This window comes from Halopseudomonas maritima (assembly GCF_021545785.1).
Taxonomy (GTDB): Bacteria; Pseudomonadota; Gammaproteobacteria; order Pseudomonadales; family Pseudomonadaceae; genus Halopseudomonas; species Halopseudomonas maritima.
In genome coordinates this window covers 3279398-3299148 of the sequence record NZ_CP079801.1, presented here as the reverse complement: position 1 = coordinate 3299148, position 19751 = coordinate 3279398, and the positions used below count along the sequence as shown (strand labels likewise).

Genomic DNA, 19751 nt, shown 5'->3' with positions numbered 1-19751 from the left:
CCCGAACTGCATCCTGCACATGAAGTAAAAAAATCGACGGCGCCGCTCTGTGGCGCCTAGCTCAGGCTATCACATGCGTCGCGCGTAGCGCTTGAGCAGGCTGGGGATATCCAGAATCAGCGCAATGCGTCCGTCGCCGGTGATGGTGGCGCCGGCCATGCCAGCGGTACCCTGCAGCATGCGCCCCAGCGGCTTGATCACCACCTCTTCCTGACCAACCAGCTGGTCGACAACAAAGCCAACCCGTTGGGTGCCGACCGACACGATCACCACACTGGCGGCGGAATGGTCGCTGGTATCCTCGACACCCGGCATCAGCCAGTGCTTGAGGTAGAACAGCGGCAGCGCCTTTTCACGCACGATGATGACTTCCTGGCCGTCCACCACATTGGTACGCGACAGGTCCAGGCTGTAGATCTCGTTCACGCTGACCAACGGCAGGGCAAAGGCTTGATCGGCCAGCATGACCATCAGCGTCGGCATGATGGCGAGCGTCAGCGGGACCTTGATGGCAATGCGCGAGCCCTGCCCCTTGGTCGACTCGATATTGATGGTGCCGTTGAGCTGGGAAATCTTGGTTTTGACCACGTCCATGCCCACACCACGGCCCGACACGTCGGAGATTTCGGTCTTGGTGGAAAAGCCGGGGGCCAGGATAAGGTTGAAGCACTCGCTGTCGCTCAGGCGATCGGCCGCGTCCTTCTCCATCATGCCCTTCTCGACTGCTTTGGTGCGCAGCACCTCAGGGTCCATGCCCTTGCCGTCATCGACAATGGTCAGCAGGATGTGATCACCTTCTTGCTGGGCCGACAGCACGACCTTACCGGTGCGCGGCTTGCCGGAGGCTTCGCGCTCAGCCGGCAGTTCAATGCCGTGGTCAACCGAGTTACGCACCAGGTGCACCAGCGGATCGGCAAGCGCTTCGACCAGGTTTTTGTCCAGGTCGGTCTCTTCACCGATCAGCTCAAGGTTGATTTCTTTCTTCAGGTTACGCGCCAGGTCACGTACCACCCGGGGGAAGCGGCCGAATACCTTCTTGATCGGCTGCATGCGGGTCTTCATGACCGACATCTGCAGGTCGGCGGTCACCACATCCAGATTGGCCACCGCCTTGCCCAGCTCTTCATCGCCGCTGGCCACGCCCAGGCGGACCAGGCGGTTACGCACCAGCACCAGCTCGCCAACCATGTTCATGATTTCGTCCAGCCGGGCGGTATCTACACGCACCGTGGTATCGGCGGCGGGCGCCTCCGCGGCTGGCTTGCTCGCTGACGGCGCTGGCGGAGCAGGCGCCTTGGCCATCGATTGAGGTGTTGGCGCCGGTTTGCTGGGTTCAGGTTTGGCAGCGGGTGGCGCAGCTGGCGTCGGCTTGGCTGGCGTGCCAGCGGCAGCCACAGCGCCCGGCGCACTACCCTTGCCATGCAGCTGATCCAGCAGCGCTTCAAATTCGTCATCGGTAATGTGATCCGATGCATCTGCGTCTGTCGCCTCTGGCGCAGCAGCAGGACCCGCGCTCTGCTGGCCGGGCGCCGAGCCCTTGCCATGCAGCTCGTCCAGCAGCGCCTCAAACTCGTCGTCGCTGATGTCGTCAGACGCCGACTCCGCAGGCGCAGGGCTGCTGACCGCGGCGGGCGCGTTGCCGCTGCCGTGCAACTGATCCAGCAGCGCTTCGAACTCGTCATCGGTAATATCATCACTGCCCGCGGTCGCCGCGGTCGCTGCGGCTGCCGCCGGCGCCGCAGAGGGGCTGCCGCCATCGCCATGGAGCGCGTCTAGCAGCTGCTCAAACTCGTCGTCGGTGATGTCGCCGTTATCAGCAGCCGCTGGCGTCGCCACCGCCGCTGCCTCGACAACCTCGGATGCGACTGCTGCAGCTTCAGGCTCGGGCTCAGCAGCCGCTTCGTCAGCCGATGCAGGCTGCGCCAACCGCGACAGCGCATCAAGCAAGGCAGGATCTGCGGGGGTCGGCTCCTGACGTTCACGAACCTGATCGAACATGCTGTTGACGGTATCCAGCGCCTGTAGCACCACATCCATCAGCTCGGAGGTAACGGCGCGTTCGCCCTTGCGCAGGATATCGAATACGTTTTCCGCAATGTGACAGCACGCTACCAGAGCATCGAGCTGCAGAAAGCCGGCGCCGCCCTTGACGGTGTGAAAGCCGCGGAAGATGGCATTGAGCAGATCCATGTCGTCGGGCCGGTTTTCCAGCTCAACCAACTGTTCGGATAATTGCTCGAGAATCTCCCCGGCCTCGACCAGAAAGTCCTGGAGAATCTCTTCATCCGCTTCGAAACTCATGCACCCACTCCCCTCGGGCGTGTTATCGGTAAACGGTTTGGCGCCACCCGTACTTGCGTGCTACGCACACCGTTGTTATTGAACGTTGCGGCTCGGCAGGCACCTGATTTCACCCCCGCCAGCCGGACGGCGCCGGCTGAGGATACGGCGGTTGCGGCAGGAGTCAGAAACCCAGACTGGACAGGAGGTCATCAACTTCGTCCTGGCCGGAAACAACGTCTTCTCTTTTATCGGCATGAATCTGCGGACCTTCACCCCTGGAAGAGGTTTTTTTTGTCTCGCCAAGATCAACGTGACTGATGCCAGTGATCCGATCCACCTGACCGGCCATACGTACCAGGCTGACTAGGCTTTGCTCAACATCATGCACCAGGGTGATAACGCGCTTGATCACCTGACCGGTCAGGTCCTGGTAATCCTGCGCCATGACAATGTCGTTCAGATCGGAGGAGACATCGCTACTGACGCTCTCAGTGCGATCGAGAAACTCGCCGACACGACGATACAGATCGCGAAATTCGTCGGCCGCCATTTCACGCCGCTGCAAGCGCTGCCAGTCAGCCTTCAACGCACTGGCCTGCTGGCCCAGCTCAGAGACCTTGGGGGCGCTGGTTTCTACCAGGTCCATGGTGCGATTGGCTGCCTTGTCGGTCAGTTGGACAACATAGTCCAGGCGGTCGGAGGCATCGGAAATCTTGGAAGACTCATTGTCACCGCCCAAGGCATGGGTGGTGTCGATCTGAAAATTGACAATGGCGTTGTGCAGCGCGCGGGTCAGCTGGCCAACCTCATGATACAAACCACGATCACGCGCCTGATTGATGGCGTGGATAACCAGCAACGCCTCGGCAAAATCGCCGCTCTCAAGGTGGTCCACCAGCTGGCGCGCGTTGTCCTTGAGTGAATGTTCGAATTCCTGGGCAGTTGCCTGACCGGGATCCTTGCTCAAAGCCATAACCTGTACCCCGGCTGGATGTTATTTGGGCTGCACCCGCTCGAAAATCTTCTCGATCTTTTCTTTCAGCGCTTGCGCAGTGAAAGGTTTGACCACGTAGCCGTTCACGCCAGCCTGAGCCGCCTCGATGATCTGGTCGCGCTTGGCTTCGGCCGTCACCATCAGCACAGGCAGGTGCTTGAGACGTTCGTCAGCGCGCACCGCGCGCAGCAGATCGATGCCGCTCATACCGGGCATGTTCCAGTCGGTCACCAGAAAGTCGAAGTTGCCGCTCTGCAGCATCGGCAACGCGGTGCTGCCGTCGTCGGCTTCAGCCGTGTTGGTAAACCCAAGGTCGCGCAACAGGTTCTTGATGATGCGCCTCATCGTCGAAAAATCATCAACGATGAGAATTTTCATATTCTTGTCCAAGTCGACCTCCGTACAAACCAGGAAAAGTGCAGGCCTGCACTCCCAGATACCCATTGCCAATGGCCACACAAGCCGTAGAAAGATGCTCTGAACAGGAAACTGCTGCCAACTGCCTGTTCGGACGCGCCCTTCTTATGTGCCGTTACCGCACCCTGCCGGCCTTTTGCCAGTCGGGCAATCCGAGCATTGTCCGGATGTTGGCGACAAAATCAATCATTTCGCCAGTTTGTCAGCTTCGTCCGCAGGCGCGCCGCGCACTGACTGTGCAACTGACTGACCCGCGATTCGCTGACGCCCAGCACCGCCCCGATCTCCTTGAGGTTCAGCTCTTCGTCGTAGTACAACGACAGCAGCAACCGCTCGCGCTCGGGCAGGCCGTCGATTGCCTCTACCAGCGCCGCGCGAAAACGCTCGTCTTGCAAGCCGCTCAACGGCTCCTCATCGCCCTGCACATCTGCCGGAGCACCGGCTTCCAGCAGGTCGTCAAAACTGAACAGCTTGCTGCCGGCGGTGTCGCTGAGAATGGCGTAATACTCTTCCAGACTCATCTCCAATTCGGCGGCAACCTCGTGATCTTTAGCGTCACGCCCCAGTCGCGCCTCCACAGCGCGCATTGCATCGCTGACCATGCGGGTATTGCGATGCACCGAACGGGGGGCCCAATCGCCCTTGCGCACCTCATCGAGCATGGCGCCGCGAATACGGATACCAGCGTAGGTTTCAAAACTGGCGCCTTTGCCAAAATCGAATTTGCGGGAGGCTTCCAGCAGGCCGATCATGCCGGCCTGCATCAAGTCTTCAACCTGGACGCTGGAGGGCAAGCGTCCAAGCAAGTGGTAGGCAATACGTTTAACCAGCGGGGCATACTGCTCGACCAGGCGATCCTGCTGCTCTGCCGAGCCCTGAGCGCGTGTATACATGTTCAATCTGCCAACCTGTGCCGTCATAGACCGGTTCCTGCCGGCTGCACCAGGCGCTCGACAAAGAACTCTAGGTGACCGCGGGGATTGGCCGGTAGTGGCCAGGCATCCACCTTTTGGGCAATTGCCCGAATCGCCAACGAGGCCTTGCTGCGCGGAAAGGCCTCGAACACCGCGCGTTGCTTCTGGACAGACTTGCGCACCGCCTCGTCAAAGGGGACAGCGCCAACGTACTGCAGGGCGACATCCAAAAAGCGATCAGTCACCTTGGCCAGCTTAGCAAACACCATGCGCCCTTCCTGCGGTGTGCCGACCATGTTGGCCAACACGCGGAAACGGGTCATGCCGTAGTCACGATTAAGCAGCTTGATCAGCGCGTATGCGTCGGTAATCGAGGTGGGCTCGTCACAGACCACGACAAGCGCTTCTTGCGCAGCACGCACAAAGCTGACGACCGAATCGCCGATACCGGCGGCGGTGTCGACAATCAGCACGTCGATATTGTCGCCGATTTCGCTGAACGCCTGGATCAGGCCCGCGTGCTGCTGCGCACTCAGGCTGACCATGTTGGCCGCACCGGATGCAGCGGGCACGACACGGATGCCGCCTGGGCCGTTGACCATGACGTCACGCAGGTCGCACTGGCCTTCAAGCACATCGGCCAGCGTCGCCTTGGGCTTGAGGCCGAGCAACACGTCGACGTTGGCCAGGCCAAGGTCAGCATCGAGCAACACCACGCGCCGCCCCATGTCGGCCAGCGCCAGACTGAGGTTGACTGACACATTGGTCTTGCCGATGCCGCCTTTGCCGCCGGTGACTGCGATTACCTGAACCGGGTGATTGCTGCCCATCTGCGCTGGATACCTTGTTTGTTGAATACTTAGCCTGCTCGCTGGGTATGCATCATACCGGCAAACACGTCCGCCATGGCCTGATCGGCCGGTGCTTCGTTACCCGCCATGCTGACCGCGCGACTGACCAGTTGGTGGCCGACAGCCTTGCTCAGATCATCCGGGATTCGCTGGCCATCTGCCAGATAGGCTACCGGCAAACCTTGCTCCATAGCCAGCCCCAGCGATTCACCCAGCGTCGCGGCCTCATCCACCTTGGTCAGAATACAACCGGACAGGCCACAGGATTTGTAATTGTGGTACGCCGCCTTCATCACCCGGTGCTGGCTGGTCGCCGCCAGCACCAGCAGGTTGCGCACCTGGCGGCCTTGCTCTGCCAACGCATCGAGCTGGCCACGCAGATAAGGATCATTGGCCTGCAGGCCGGCGGTATCGATCAATACCAGGCGCTTGCCGGCAAAGTCAGCCAGCACGTCGCTGAGATTCTGCTTGTCGTCTACCACCTTGACCGGCACGTTCAGAATACGCCCCAGAGTGCGCAGTTGCTCGTGGGCACCGATGCGGTAGGTATCCATGGTTACCAGCGCAACGTGCTGGCTGCCGTGCTTCAACACATAGCGGGCAGCGAGCTTGCCCAGGGTGGTGGTTTTGCCGGCGCCAGTGGGGCCAACCAGGGCAATCACACCGCCAGCATCAATGGGTTCTTCACGCAACACAGGGACGCGATGCGCCAGGTGCGCCAGCAGCATGCGCCAAGCCTGGCGCACATCACTCACGTCAGAAACCTGACGCAGCAGCCCCTGGCAGATCTCCGCCGGCAGACCCATCTGGGTCAGGCGACGCCACAGACCTGCCTGCTTGGGCTTTTGCTGGTTGAGCTGGCCCCAGGCCAAACCGCCCAGCTGAGACTCCAGCATCTCGCGCAGGCCCGCCAGCTCGGCGCGCATGGCACTCAGGCCAACGCTGTCAACATCAGCGGCGGGCGTTTGCTCGGCATCAGGGGCACGGCGACTGGCAGCGGGCGCCGGCTTGGCCAGCTCGGTCGGCTCCTGGATCAGACGATCCAGCAGCTCACGTGCTTCAGCCGAGCCCTGGCGCGCAGCGTGACGGGTACTTTCACCAAACAGCTGACGGTTGACCAGCGGCTGGTCGTGCGACGCCATTTCACCGCTTTCCAGCTCGGCCCGGGCTGCAACGATGCGCTCTTGGGTTTTTTTCAGCTCCTGATCCAGGCCGGGCGTTGGCGCACTCAGGCGCGGCGCCTCGTAATCAAGCGCAGCCGTCAGTTCGACGCCGCCAGCCACCCGGCGGTTGGCAATGATGGACGCATCGGCGCCCAGCTCATCGCGGACCTGCTTCATCGCCTGGCGCATATCGGCGGCAAAGAAACGTTTGACTTTCATGGCTGACCTCGTCGCTTATCGGTCACCTGCCGGGGCAGATGTCTCAATCATTCGGTGCTGCTAGTTCTGGCCTACCGTCGCAATGATGGTGACCTGCTTGCTATCGGGTATTTCCTGGTAGGACAGTACATGGGCTCCGGGCGCCGCATAGCGGACAAACTTGGCCATCATCATGCGAATCGGCCCGGCCACCAGCAGAATTGCCGGCTTACCCTGCACCTCCTGCCGTTGTACCGCGTCTGACAGCGAGCGTTGCAGCTTCTCGGCCATGCCCGGCTCCAACAACATTCCGTCATCAGTGCCCTGCCCGGCCTTCTGCAGACTCTGAAGCAACATCTGTTCCAACCTAGGCTCCAAGGTGATCACAGGCAGCTCGGAGTCAAGCCCCACAATGCTTTGCACGATGGAGCGCGACAGCGCGACCCGTACCGCGCCGATCAAGGCGCCGGTATCTTGACTCTTGCCCGAGTTATTGGCGATGGCCTCGGCAATGGTGCGAATATCACGTACCGGCACCTGCTCCTGCAGCAGCCCCTGCAGCACCTTGAGCAGGTTGGAGAGCGAAATCAGCCCCGGTACCAGCTCCTCGGCCAACTTGGGCGAGGCCTTGGCCAGCACCTGCATCAGTTGCTGCACTTCCTCATGGCCAATCAGCTCGTGGGCGTGCTTGTGCAGAATCTGGTTGATATGGGTGGCCACCACGGTACTGGCGTCTACCACGGTGTAACCCAAGGACTGGGCCTGGTCCTTTTGCGACGCTTCGATCCACACCGCATCCAGCCCGAAGGCCGGGTCCTTGCCGGCGATGCCCTTGATCTCGCCAAATACCTGACCCGGGTTGATGGCCAACTCACGGTCAGGATAAATCTCCGCCTCGGCCACACTGACGCCCATCAGCGTCAAACGATAGGCATTGGGTGCCAGGTCCAGATTGTCGCGGATGTGCACCGAGGGCATCAGAAAGCCCAGGTCCTGCGACAACTTCTTGCGTACGCCCTTGATGCGCGCCAGCAGCTGACCACCCTGGTTGCGATCCACCAGGGGAATCAGCCGGTAGCCGACCTCAAGACCGACCATGTCCACCGGCGTCACGTCGTCCCAACCCAGCTCGCGGGTTTCCGGCGTCTGCACCGCTGGCAGCTGAGCCTGCTTGCGCTCCGCCTCGACTTTTTCTTCGGCCTTTTCCTTCTGACGCTTGGCGATGAACCAGGCACCGCCTGCGGCGATCGCACCCAGGCTGAGGAAGGAGAAATGCGGCATGCCCGGAATCAGGCCCATGACAATCAGGATGGCGGCGGCTACCGCCAGCGCCTTGGGCGAGGCAAACATCTGGCGCTGCACCTGCGCGCCCATGTCCTCGGATGTCGATACCCGCGTCACCATAATGGCGGCGGCCGTAGACAGCAGCAGCGACGGGATTTGCGCCACCAGGCCGTCACCGATGGTCAGCAGCACATAGATGCGACCGGCCTCGGCAAACGGCAGTCCATGCTGCGCCATACCGATCGCCAAACCACCGATCACGTTGATAAACAGAATCAGCAGGCCGGCAATGGCGTCGCCGCGTACGAATTTGCTGGCACCGTCCATGGAGCCGTAAAACTCGGCCTCCTGCGCCACTTCCTGCCGACGGACCTTGGCCTGGTCCTGATCAATCAGGCCGGAGTTCAGGTCGGCATCAATTGCCATCTGTTTGCCGGGCATGGCATCCAGGGTGAAGCGTGCACTGACCTCGGAGATGCGCCCGGCGCCCTTGGTGACCACCACAAAGTTGATAATCATCAGGATGGCGAAGACCACCAGACCTACTACGTAGTTACCGCCGATTACCACCTCACCGAAGGCCTGGATCACCTTACCCGCTGCATCGCCCCCCTCGTGACCGTACAGCAGCACCACACGGGTCGACGCCACGTTGAGCGCCAGTCGCAGCAGCGTGGCCACCAGCAAAATGGTCGGGAAAACGGCAAAGTCCAATGGCCGCAGGGCATAAGCGCAAACCAGCAGCACCACCAGCGACAGCGCGATATTGAAGGTAAAAAGCACGTCCAGCAGAAACGGCGGGATCGGCAGCATCATCATGCCGAGCATCACCAGCAACAGCACCGGAATCCCCAGGCTGCCATGGCGCAGCCCAGCCAGATTGGTCCGCATATTGCCCATCAGTTGCGCACGATCAACAGCCATTGGCAGAAATGTCCCCGAATCAAATATTTGACGCATGGTGCGTAGTACCGGGGACTACGCAAGAAGCGTTCCACTTGTTCGGGAACAGACGCAGCACGGACGCCATCCATGTGCCATCATAGAGAGATTCCGGGGAGCGGCCATGCCTGCTGCGCGCAGCCTTTCTGATACACTGCTCGCGCAACAGCGGCAAGGGAAAGCCAGCCCGATCACCCCGACGGATACCTGAGTCATTCACCCTTTGCCCGGGTCGCGCACCGCCCCGGCCACGTCACCAGAGAGACATGATGCGCGTCTACACTTCCCTGCTGCTGGCATTGGCCCTGACCCTTGGCGGCTGCCAGAACCTGTCCGGCCCGGACAGCCTGCTGACGCGCTCCGGCGAAATCATCAAGACCCAAACCCAAAAGCTCAGCGAGCTGGCAGCGCGCATCACCGGCGACCCGGAGGCCGAGGCGCGCCATGCTGAAGTCGAAGCCCTGTTCGCCCAGCAGTACATCGACCCGCTGACCCGCTATATCAATGCTCATGCCGACGACCCGGCTTACGCTGACTATCTGCCACTGGTGCGCGAGGAGCGCGTCAGCCGCTGCCAGGCCATTGAGGATCGTTACCGGCGTGAACAGCCGACACGCTCAAATCTGCAACGCCTGCGAGCCGGATATCAACTCTCCTGTCCGCAGGTGGTCAGCGACTTCGCCAGCCGCGTGCCCGCCGCGCCAACATCCAGCGCTCAGCCCAGCAACCCGGCTCCGGCAAGCGCCGCAACCGGCAACAACGGCGACGCTGACAACTGCTACCTGCTGTTTGCCATCAAGAACTACCAACAGGCCGAGCCCGCGTGCCACGCACCGGCCGAGAGCGGCGACGCCAAAGCCCAGTACCACCTGGCGGCTATCGCCCACAGCAGCGGCGACCAAACCACCGCACTGCGCTGGGCACGCAGCGCTGCGGCCCAGGGTCAGCCTAACGGGCAGATGCTGCTGGCTGAACTGCTGCAACAGCAAGGGCGGCCGACCGAGGCGCTAGGCTGGCTGAAAAGAGCCGCCGACAGCGGCCTGCCGGCAGCGCGCTATCAACTTGCGCAGGCTTACCAGCAGGGTCTGGGCACTGAGGCCGACACCGCGCAGGCCGACAATCAGTTACGCCGCGCAGCCGCTGAGGGCTACCTGCCGGCCATGCTGGCACTGGGACGCAACAAGCATGGCAGCGCGGCCGGACGCCATTGGCTGCAACAGGCCGCCGAAGCCGGCTCACCCGAGGCGCAATATCGACTGGGGCTAGACTACATGCAAGGCACCGGCGGGCCCATCGACCTGCAAGCCGCCTACGTCTGGCTAAGCTTGTCACTGGTCAATGGCGAGCAACGCGGCAAGCTGCATGTCGAGCGGCTGTCAACGCAGCTCGGCAGCGACCAACTGGCCAGTGCCCGCAGCCAGATTCAGAACCGTCTTAACAGCCGCTAACCGTCGGAGCAAAGGGCATGCTGCCAGTCAAGCGCGCAATTATGGTCCTGCTCAGCCTGATGGTAGGGCTCTTTCTGATCGTCAGTTGGCTGATGGCTAGCCTGAATCTCGAGTTTGCCGAAAGCGCCATGGGGCAACTACGCGAACGCCAGATTACCGACACCTTCTACGCCAATCTGGACCGCATCAACGCACACCACCGATTGATGGCGCAAAGCACCCAGGGTCTGGCGCGTGCCGGCAGCCTGCTACCGCGCCAGGGCGCCGGCACAGGGCAGCTGGACGATAGCCTTCGCCACGCGCTGACGGACTTTCCCGACAGCCACGGCAGCACCCTCTGGTACGCCAGCGGCCGCCTACCCACACGCTATGCCTATCGACAGGCCCAGGGCATCGCCATTACTGCCGTACCGGCCGACGAACAGCGGCAGTTGCGCGAGTGGTACGAAAAACTGGTGGCGGCCCGAGGCAACAACGCGCTGGTCGACCCGACGCTGAACTGGACCGCCGCCTACTACAAAAGCAGCATCGACTCGGTGGTGATCAGTCACGCCACCCTGGTACTGGGCAGCGGCGGCACACCGATTGGGCTGGCGACCACTGACTGGCTGGCCGACGATGTCATCCGCACGGTCAGCCGTGTGGAGGTTACGCCGGGCACCTTTTCCTTTCTGATCGACCATGCCAACCGTAACCTCTCCAGCCTCTCGGCAGCCGCCGACCAGAGCCGCGCGCAAACCCTGATTAACGGCGTTATCGGGCTGGATCTGCACACCCAACTCAAGCCCCAGTCGCTGCCACATGTCATCAACTCGCGCCAGCTGACCTCGCCCATGCAGCAGCTGTCGCAGCGCCTGAACGGCGAGGATTACCGCCTGTTCTTTTCACGCAGCCGCGCCGGCATGGTGTTTGGCATTGGTGTGCCACAGGCAGAGATTGATGCTGTACTGGCGCCAATGCGCGCCAGCAACGTGCGTCTTCAGCTGATTGCCGGCGTAGTCATGCTGTTGATCTCGGCATTGATTCTGTATCTGGTAGCCGGCACCTTGCGACAGCTGCAAACCCTGTATACCGACAGCCTGACCAACCTGCCTAACCGAGAACGTCTGCTGGTCGACCTGAAGAAAAGCCATACCGCCAGCCTGGTATTGCTGAACATCGACGCCTTCAAGGAGATCAACGACTTTTACGGCCATCGCTGCGGAGATCACGTCATCGTCAGTTTGGCCCAGGCCCTGCAGCGCCACCTGGACAGCCACCCCAAGTGGCGCGGCAGCCGTCTCTACCGAATGCCGGCAGACGAACTGGCTATCTGGTTGCCCGGCCATCACGACTCCAGCAGCCTGACCCCGGCGCTGGAACAGTTGCTGGCCTTCATCGGCAACGTGCAGGTGCGTTGGCAAGAACAGCCGCTGGCGCTCAACGCCAGTCTCGGCGTGGCCTGCAGCGGTCAAGGCGAAGCCGCCGACCTGACCGGCGAACAACTGCTGCATGGGGCCAACATTGCCCTGGAGCTGGCACGCATGAACATGGAAAGCCACGTGTTCTACGATGCCCGCCAGCGTGTACGCGAGAGCTACGAACAAAATCTGATTGGCGCCAACCGGCTGCGCGCAGCCTTGGAACAGGACCGCATCGTTGCCTTCTACCAGCCGATTTTGAACTTGAGCACCGGACGCATCGACAAGTACGAGTGCCTGGTGCGTATGCTCGATGAGCAGGGTGAGCCCATCAGCCCGATACACTTTCTGGAGCTGGCCAAAAAGATCAGACTTTACCGCTCGCTGACCCGCCGCATGGTGGATACCGCGCTGGAGCGCTTCGCGGGCCAGCCCTGGAGTTTTTCGCTCAACCTGTCCTGTGATGACCTGCTGGACCCGGAGCTGACCGACTACATTCTCAGCCAAATCGACCGGCACCAGGTCGGCCCACAGGTCATCTTTGAAATCCTGGAGTCCGAGGGTATCGAAAACTACACCGCCGTACGCCAATTCATCGACCGCGCCAAAGTACTGGGCTGTCGCATCGCGATTGATGACTTCGGCACCGGGTACTCCAACTTTGAACACCTGCTGCGCCTGGATGTCGACCTGATCAAGATCGACGGCAGCCTGATACGCCAGCTCGACAGCAACCCGACCGCCTTGACCCTGTGCCGCGGCATCGTCCAGTTCGCCGAGGAACTGGGCATGCAAACGGTCGCCGAGTTTGTGCACAGCCCCGACGTACTGCAGCGCGTGCAGGCGCTGGGCATTCAGTTCGCCCAGGGCGCAGCCATCGGCATGCCGTCTGCTGCACTGATCACTGAAGTGGAGTTAGAAGCCGACTGATCGCCCGTCACCTCAGTCAGCCTGGGGAGCTTCGGCCGGACAGACAAGCGAATCGGCCCGCTGTATTGGCTGGTGCTCCTGTTAGCGTGCCCCCCTATACTTCCTGTGGGCGGTGTCTGCGCTGCGGATCAGCGTTGCCTATACAGCCCGGCTCACCGACGCTAGCATGACGAAATTACCCGCCAATACGCAGGATACCCCATGACGCAGCACGCCATAACGCTGTCCGTACTGGACCTATGCTCCATCGCCGAGGGAGCCACCCCCACCACCGCCCTGCACAATGCACTGGCGCTAGCGCAACACTGCGAAACCCTGGGCTACCGGCGATTCTGGGTAGCCGAGCACCACAACATGACCGGCATTGCCAGCGCCGCCACCTCAGTGGTGATGGGCTACCTGGCCGCAGGTACCCAGCAGATCCGCATCGGCTCAGGCGGCATTATGCTGCCCAACCACGCGCCACTGCAGATTGCCGAACAGTTCGGCACCCTGGAATCACTCTACCCCGGCCGCATAGACCTGGGGCTGGGCCGCGCGCCCGGTACCGACGGAATCACCGCGCAAGCGCTGCGCCGAGGCCGCACCGACGGGTCTGACTTTCCACAGATGCTGGACGAGCTGCGCCAACTGTTTGCCCCTGCCGCACCCGACCAACGGCTACGTGCGGTACCCGGCGCCGGGTTGAACGTACCCATCTGGCTACTTGGCTCCAGCACCTTCAGCGCCCAGTTGGCCGGGCAGCTGGGACTGCCCTTTGCCTTCGCCGGGCAATTCTCACCCGACTACCTGTTCAGCGCCCTGCGGCTGTATCGCGAACACTTCATACCCAGCGAGCAATTGACCACGCCCTACGCCATGCTGGGCATCAACGCCTACCTCGCCGACGATCGCGAACAGGCCCATTACCTGGCCAGCTCTCACCAACAGGCTTTTCTCAAGCTGATTCGGGGTACACCGGGGCAACTGCCACCGCCGACCCACGATATGGAGTCGCTATGGCAGCCGCACGAGCGCCATCAAGTCATGTCCACGCTATCAGGCAGCCTGATTGGTGACGTTGACGCGGTTGGCAGTCAGTTGGCCGAACTGCTGGAACGTACCGGCGTCAACGAGCTGATCGTCAATAGCCCTATTTTTGACCAGAGCGCGCGCCAGCACAGCTATGGCCTGCTGAAACAGGTGGCCGACTCGCTGTAACCCCTTCCCTGATGCAGGCGACTCTGGTAAAAAGAGCGCCTGCGCGGGTGTAGTTCAATGGTAGAACGGCAGCTTCCCAAGCTGCATACGAGGGTTCGATTCCCTTCACCCGCTCCAGTATCCCACTGTTTTACAAAGACTTTTCCTTATTCCCCTGCCCTTGTGTCGACAAAGTGTCGAACAGCGGGTTCAGCCGCACAGCTTCAGACAGATGATCAGGCGACAGATGCGCATAGCGTAACGTCATCGACAGCGAGGAATGCCCAAGCACTTTTTGCAGCGTGACGATGTTGCCGCCATTCATGATGAAGTGACTGGCGAAGGTATGCCGCAGCACATGCGATGCCTGCCCCCGAGGTAGCTTGAAAGAAACCAGTTCCAGAGCTTTGCGAAATCCGTTCATGCATTGAGTAAACGGACCGTGCCGCCGCCAATGCTGGACCAGATCAAGATGCAATCCCGGTGCAATAGGAACAGACCGCACCCGCTTTGACTTAGTGTTGGCAAACAGCACTGAACCGCCTTTGACACGTTCCGGGGTCAGGGCTTGGGCCTCACCCCAGCGGGCACCAGTAGCGAGGCAAATGCGGGCGATCATGGCCGGGTGTGGGGACAGCGGGCGGGAGTCGAGAACGGCTAGTAATTCGGTGATCTGGTCACAGGTAAGGTACGTGAGCGGGTTTTCCTGCAGCTTGATCGGACGCAGATTGATAGGCGAGCGGTAGTCAATCACGCCCATTTCATGCAGCTGGTTATAAACGGCCTTGAGATAGCCCAGCCGGTTATTAGCCGTTTTAGGTGCCAAGCCTGCTTTGAGCTGTGCAGATCGCAAGCGAGCCACAGAAGACCCGTTCAAAGTACGGGCAACCGGATTGCCGAGCGCCTTGGCGTACTCAACCAAAATAGCATGGCGCTGCACACCGTTGGCCAGGGTAACGCCGTGAAGCTGGTACCACTGTTCGACCAGTTCCAACAGCTTGCGCTTGTCCTTGGGCTTGGGAGACCAATCACCGTCTAAAGCGACCTTTGAACGGCAAGTAGCCTCAAACCGCAGGGCCTCAGCCTTGGTTTTAAAAGTCTTGCGAAACCGTTTCCCTTTGACGGGTTCAACGTCCGCTTTCCAACGGCCATCAGGTTGCTTAGTGATCGCCATCAGACCGCCCTGCCCCATCTAACGTGACGTTCTTCAAGCAGGTCGCGGATATGGCGATAGATAGCACGCTCGCCCATATCCTTTGCAGCGTAGTGATCGCGAATAACAGGCCAGCATTCCCACTCCCTCAGACGGTCAAACGCTTTAGTAGCGCCCACTCGCTCCCGTGCCAGCAGGCTAACGAAGTTTCCCACGAACAGCTCAACGTTCTTGCCAGAGAAGCCAGCAGCCGTCTTGTAATAGCGTTTGTACTCGGTGTCGTCCATCAGGGATTCCACCGGCAGTTCTACACGTACATCCTCACGAATCAGGGTCCAGAACGGGTCATAGCAGCCCGGTCGGGTGAGCAGCTTGAACTGCTGCAGGCCATAGCGCCACAGGCCGTCCAGATGCGGGCAGAACGCCTCAAAGGTGCGCGTGTCGATCAGCTGACCGGTGCTGACTTGAGTGGATCCGCTGGCGAATTGCTGGATAACGGAATGGTGATAGCGCAGCTCAATACGCCACACGTCTTGATCGGGGTTGTAGTTGTCCAGGCAGGCATCATCAAACGGGTCATCATTGCGACGCCAGACGCTTTGCCAGTAATCCAGCTTGTCGGTGGCCTTGGCCTGCTCGGTCTTGTTATAGATACAGAGCTGGACGCCACTGGCCGAGCCGAACATGGACGTTTCCCCGCGACCGTAGACGCTGGACTTAGTGGCCCACTCAATGGAGTTGATACCGGATACGTCCCGGTGATTGCGTGCACGGCAGTGCATGCGGGACACCAGATCGGCTGGTGGTTGCCAGCCCTGCAGGTCCAGAGCCAGATGCACCGCACACTGATTTACTTCGACGTGCTCCAGAATCTCAGAAGCGTAATAGTCCATACGGGCTTGCAGCCGATCAGGCGACAGCGTGTCGATGGTGTGGGGCGACACTTCGATTTTGAGGTGTGGACCGATGCTGTCGGCTTTAGCGTTGAAGTTTTTGATCAGCAGAACGAACCCAAGGTCAGCATTCTGCAGCTTGAACTGGTAGCCCGAATCACGCCCTACCCGTCCGGTATGCCAACGCTGACCGGCAAATTCAACGATGGTGCCGGTTTTCTCAAACAGGGCCAGAACACCCAACCGGATCATGCCCCGGTAAAGCTGGCGGACGGTATCCACACCACAGCGAAGCAACCGAACACCAGACAGGTCAGTCAGTTTGCAGGTGGAAGGATCAACAAACAGACGCCCTTTAACATCATCCTCAGCTGTCTGTTTGTTCAGTCGTTTTTGGTCAATTAGCCGGGCCATTAACTGTGCTCCAATGCGTGTTATTGAGGTTTGTTAGTACTGTTTATCTGACGTGTTACAGGGACGTCAGCGGGGCGCGCTGTGCTCGATGACGCGGACATAGGGGCGCGCGGGTTCGCTGCTGGGCGCGCCGCTACGCTCCGAGACGAGCCGCTCGGCGGCGCGCTCCGCAGCCCCGGCGCATACGGCGTAGAAGGATGCGCCTGCGAAAGTCAGCCGCACCGAACAATCAGCCGTCTCGGAAAGGGAGTAGCCACTCTGTCGAAGCTGGCGGCTGTTAAGCTGGAAACGCTCACCACCGGGGGCGATCACATCGAACAGGTAGAGCCGAAAGGCGTCTTTGTCGCCAAGCAATGACCCACGAATCTGGATTACATGGTTTTGGAAGGGATGGGTCACAGCAGCCAGCCGATCACCTTGCTGCCCAGGTAGAGAAAAATAACCATCGTTACGAGGCGGATTAACAGGTATTGAATTACTACCCGGATGACCGGCCACAGCACCCGCCACAGGCTGCGCAGCAGGCGCAGGATCATCATTAGGCTGGTTGAAGCTGAATCCACCACCAAGTAGAAAATTCCCAACAAAAAGGGCCGGAAGACCGAGTAGAAAAAGTACTTTAGGGTCTCGAAAAATGCTCTTGCCCGCGATGGTGTCGGAGACGGTACCGGTTGCTGTTGAGTCATAGAGCTGAAAAGTCCTCTTGTTGATCTTCTTAACGGCGACCATGGAGCCTTTCATGGCGGGCTTGTTCTCGGTGGCCGAGTGCTGCGATTCCTTGTAACGGCCCTTGATGCCAATCACGGCCAAATTCGAATGCAGGTAGGCTTTCTCGGCGGTCAAGCGAATGTCTTCGCGGATGTAGCCGATGTTGGGCGTGGTGAGGATGATGTCCCAGTTCCAGTGCCGGTGACGGGTCCAGCCATCCAGCCAGTTGATGGGCCGGTCAGCTTCTTTTGCAGCCTGGGGACCACCCGGGAAATCGAACTTGCGCAGATCGGTTTCGCGCCACGACTTGAGGAAGATCAGCTGCGTTTCATCGAAGATGATGAACGCGCCCCGCAGTGCCCACTGCGGAAAGGTGCGCATCTTCTCCAAGTCGTCGAGGTTTTCCAGATCGAGGTTTTCAATCTCGACGCTCGACGGCAGGTCAGGAAACACCTGAAACACCCGCTCACGTGTCAGGCCACGAATGTTGGTGATGATGTGCCGACCGGCCTTAAGTGCAGGAATCAAGTCATCCTGAATAGCGCCGGAGGTTTTATAGGAGCCGTTAGGGCCATGGTGGATTTTGATAGCCATGATCAGCGCCCCACAAACGGTACGAACTTGAGGGTCCAGCGGGTGCCGATGGCCGAGAAGATAATCATCAGCGCATCAGGTATGCCGAAGAACGCAAGCACCGAGCGAACGTCAGCGTCCAACATGTTGTAGTACTGCTGCACCTTGTCGCTGATGCCGATCTCGCTCACCAGTTCGTGAAAAGTCTGATAAGCCACCTGCAGGGCGAATAGCAGGGCTTGGTAATAGCTATAGATGGCGACCTTGGTGGCGAGTACAAAGGCCTCTTTCACAAAGTCGTAGATGCCTGAATAGATCCAGTCCCAGACAGCCTGAAAAAACTCGAGAATGTCACCGATAAACGGGATATCCATTACTTGTCCTCCCGGAAGATGATGAACAGGGCGATCACGGTTGCGAGAAACAGCAGGATGTTGCGCAGGATGGCGAGCTGATCAGCGTTATCAGACAGGCAGAAGCCGACCGTGCGGCCTACTACCTCAGCTTCAAAGCAGGGCAAAACGGCGTTACCGGAATTCAGCGGGATAGTCATCTTTTGCTCGATCAGCGACCCGAACTGGCCGGACTGGTCTTTGATCTCGGCAAGCGTGTCGGTGATCTTTTGCTCGTATTCAGCTATGGCTTCTTCGAAGTTGCCTTTCTCGGGACGGTTGAGACCGCCGCCCTCACCTTCGCCGCAATCCTCACCAGTGCAGCCACCATCGCCCGACCCGCCACCGCCGCCGCCTGAACCGTCACCGTCGCCATCACCCGAGCCACCGCCATCGCCATCGCCACCCGACCCGCCGTCACCCGACCCGCCGTCACCCGAGCCGTCACCGCCATCGCCGTCGCCCGATCCATCGCCGTCACCATCACCGGAGCCGTCACCACCATCACCCGAACCATCACCACCGCCTTCGCCGTCAGTTTTGACGCAGGTGGAGCCGTCCCACTCGTAGCCAGGCACACCATGACAGGGATCAGGTTCTTCCGGCTCACTGCCATCACCTGGATCAACAGGGTTAAGAGGGTCGCCAGAGGTATCGCCGGCAACGAGGTTCGAGCCGCTGCAGGTATCACCTGTGCCCTCGACGATGTAGTTGCAATAACCGGAAGTAGTGGAGCCCGCTACGAGATAACAGCTGGCAGAAAAACTAGAGGTAGGCGCGTAGCTGCAGTTGAGGGAGCAGATCGACTCAGGCGCCTGAGAGGCAACGTAATTGGTGCCATTGCTATTAATAACAACGGCGTTATCGCCACGAACAAACAAGGACTCGCCAACAGTGTCAGAGCAATCGACCTCACAAAGACCAGTAGCGGCATCTTCAGTCGTGCCAATGGGGCAGTTGTCGCCGTACCGATAAGCGTCCTGCTTGGAAATGGAAGGCTGATTTGGGTAGTTCGGATTAACCACCTTGGCATAGCACTTGTAATGCGTGGGCGAGACCATGAAAACTTGGTCAACAGTCCAAATTTCAGTCGAGCTAGTCTTGGCCGAGGTCATGGCAGAACAGGCGGCTTGGGGAGATGCGCCCGAATAGCTGCCGCGATATGCGATGCCCCAATAGTAATCGACAGCAAAAGAGGGACCGGCCCCTATCATCAGAAGTAGTGCAACGACCCAACGCATACCCACACCCTCAAACAAGAAAGGGGCCCGAAGGCCCCTAGAAGTCATTGATACTGGCCAACCTTGATGCCTGTGATGAACGCCGAGGCCAACACGACGCCCAGCAGCAATGACCAGAGCACGGCTTACGCCTTACGGAAGACAGCGATCACCAGAGCCAGACCGGCCAGTACCGCAACTGCACCGATGATCAGGCCGCCGCCAGAGCGAAGATCAGCGACAGCGGTATCAACCTCGGTCTGGACCGTTTCCGGGAGAGCCGCGAAGGCCGGGGACGCCATGACCGGGACGGTCAGAGCAATGGCGGCATTGCGGGATGCAATGCCAAACTTGCCGCCGAAGCGACGAACAGCGTTCATGTGTTTCATGGGTAC

General features: G+C 60.2%; 16 protein-coding genes and 1 tRNA gene. 4 read left to right on the top strand and 13 right to left on the bottom strand.

Annotation, left to right across the window (positions count from 1 at the left end):
• Window positions 1-69: 69 nt before the first annotated feature.
• The 7 genes from HV822_RS15325 to flhA form a co-directional block, all read right to left on the bottom strand.
• Window positions 70-2301 (bottom strand): chemotaxis protein CheA, encoded by a 2232-nt coding sequence (locus tag HV822_RS15325; RefSeq protein ID WP_238871020.1) that lies wholly within the window; start codon window positions 2299-2301, stop codon window positions 70-72.
• 163 nt (window positions 2302-2464) lie between these two features.
• On the bottom strand, window positions 2465-3250 hold the full coding sequence (locus tag HV822_RS15320; RefSeq protein WP_238871019.1) for a protein phosphatase CheZ: 786 nt from the start codon (window positions 3248-3250) through the stop codon (window positions 2465-2467).
• A 27-nt stretch (window positions 3251-3277) separates the two neighbouring features.
• Window positions 3278-3655, bottom strand: coding sequence for a chemotaxis response regulator CheY (locus HV822_RS15315; protein ID WP_238871018.1), 378 nt, complete (start codon window positions 3653-3655; stop codon window positions 3278-3280).
• Window positions 3656-3876: 221 nt separating this feature from the next.
• On the bottom strand, window positions 3877-4614 hold the full coding sequence (locus tag HV822_RS15310) for an RNA polymerase sigma factor FliA (protein ID WP_238871017.1): 738 nt from the start codon (window positions 4612-4614) through the stop codon (window positions 3877-3879).
• Entirely contained in the window at window positions 4611-5438 is an 828-nt protein-coding gene (fleN, locus tag HV822_RS15305) for a flagellar synthesis regulator FleN (protein ID WP_238871016.1), read from the bottom strand. Before fleN ends, HV822_RS15310 begins: the two co-directional genes overlap by 4 nt.
• A 29-nt stretch (window positions 5439-5467) precedes the next feature.
• Entirely contained in the window at window positions 5468-6841 is a 1374-nt protein-coding gene (gene flhF / locus HV822_RS15300; protein WP_238871015.1) for a flagellar biosynthesis protein FlhF, read from the bottom strand.
• 60 nt (window positions 6842-6901) lie between these two features.
• Window positions 6902-9028, bottom strand: coding sequence for a flagellar biosynthesis protein FlhA (flhA, locus tag HV822_RS15295; protein ID WP_238871014.1), 2127 nt, complete (start codon window positions 9026-9028; stop codon window positions 6902-6904).
• A 287-nt stretch (window positions 9029-9315) separates the two neighbouring features.
• Here flhA and HV822_RS15290 point away from each other — a divergent pair, with 287 nt between their 5' ends.
• From HV822_RS15290 to HV822_RS15275, 4 genes are all read left to right on the top strand, one after another.
• Entirely contained in the window at window positions 9316-10494 is a 1179-nt protein-coding gene (locus tag HV822_RS15290) for a tetratricopeptide repeat protein (protein WP_238871013.1), read from the top strand.
• A gap of 17 nt (window positions 10495-10511) precedes the next feature.
• A complete protein-coding gene (locus HV822_RS15285; protein ID WP_238871012.1) occupies window positions 10512-12824 on the top strand; it encodes an EAL domain-containing protein in 2313 nt (770 codons plus the stop codon).
• Window positions 12825-13025: 201 nt separating this feature from the next.
• On the top strand, window positions 13026-14024 hold the full coding sequence (locus tag HV822_RS15280) for an LLM class flavin-dependent oxidoreductase (protein WP_238871011.1): 999 nt from the start codon (window positions 13026-13028) through the stop codon (window positions 14022-14024).
• A gap of 43 nt (window positions 14025-14067) precedes the next feature.
• Window positions 14068-14141 (top strand) — tRNA-Gly (locus HV822_RS15275).
• 13 nt (window positions 14142-14154) lie between these two features.
• Here the strand turns inward: HV822_RS15275 and HV822_RS15270 are convergent.
• The 6 genes from HV822_RS15270 to HV822_RS15245 form a co-directional block, all read right to left on the bottom strand.
• Complete coding sequence (locus tag HV822_RS15270; RefSeq protein ID WP_238871010.1) at window positions 14155-15177, bottom strand: phage integrase; 1023 nt, start codon at window positions 15175-15177, stop codon at window positions 14155-14157.
• Window positions 15177-16463: a hypothetical protein gene (locus HV822_RS15265; protein WP_238871009.1), complete on the bottom strand. Its 1287-nt coding sequence runs from the start codon at window positions 16461-16463 to the stop codon at window positions 15177-15179. The genes HV822_RS15270 and HV822_RS15265 overlap by 1 nt, the downstream gene beginning before the upstream one ends.
• A gap of 66 nt (window positions 16464-16529) precedes the next feature.
• Window positions 16530-17765 (bottom strand): zonular occludens toxin domain-containing protein, encoded by a 1236-nt coding sequence (locus tag HV822_RS15260; protein WP_238871008.1) that lies wholly within the window; start codon window positions 17763-17765, stop codon window positions 16530-16532.
• Window positions 17766-17767: 2 nt separating this feature from the next.
• A complete protein-coding gene (locus HV822_RS15255; protein WP_238871007.1) occupies window positions 17768-18118 on the bottom strand; it encodes a DUF2523 family protein in 351 nt (116 codons plus the stop codon).
• Window positions 18118-19377 (bottom strand): attachment protein, encoded by a 1260-nt coding sequence (locus HV822_RS15250; RefSeq protein ID WP_238871006.1) that lies wholly within the window; start codon window positions 19375-19377, stop codon window positions 18118-18120. Before HV822_RS15250 ends, HV822_RS15255 begins: the two co-directional genes overlap by 1 nt.
• 125 nt (window positions 19378-19502) lie before the next feature.
• Window positions 19503-19745 carry a hypothetical protein gene (locus tag HV822_RS15245; RefSeq protein WP_238871005.1) on the bottom strand — a complete coding sequence of 81 codons (243 nt, stop codon included), beginning with the start codon at window positions 19743-19745 and terminating at the stop codon, window positions 19503-19505.
• Window positions 19746-19751: the final 6 nt, after the last annotated feature.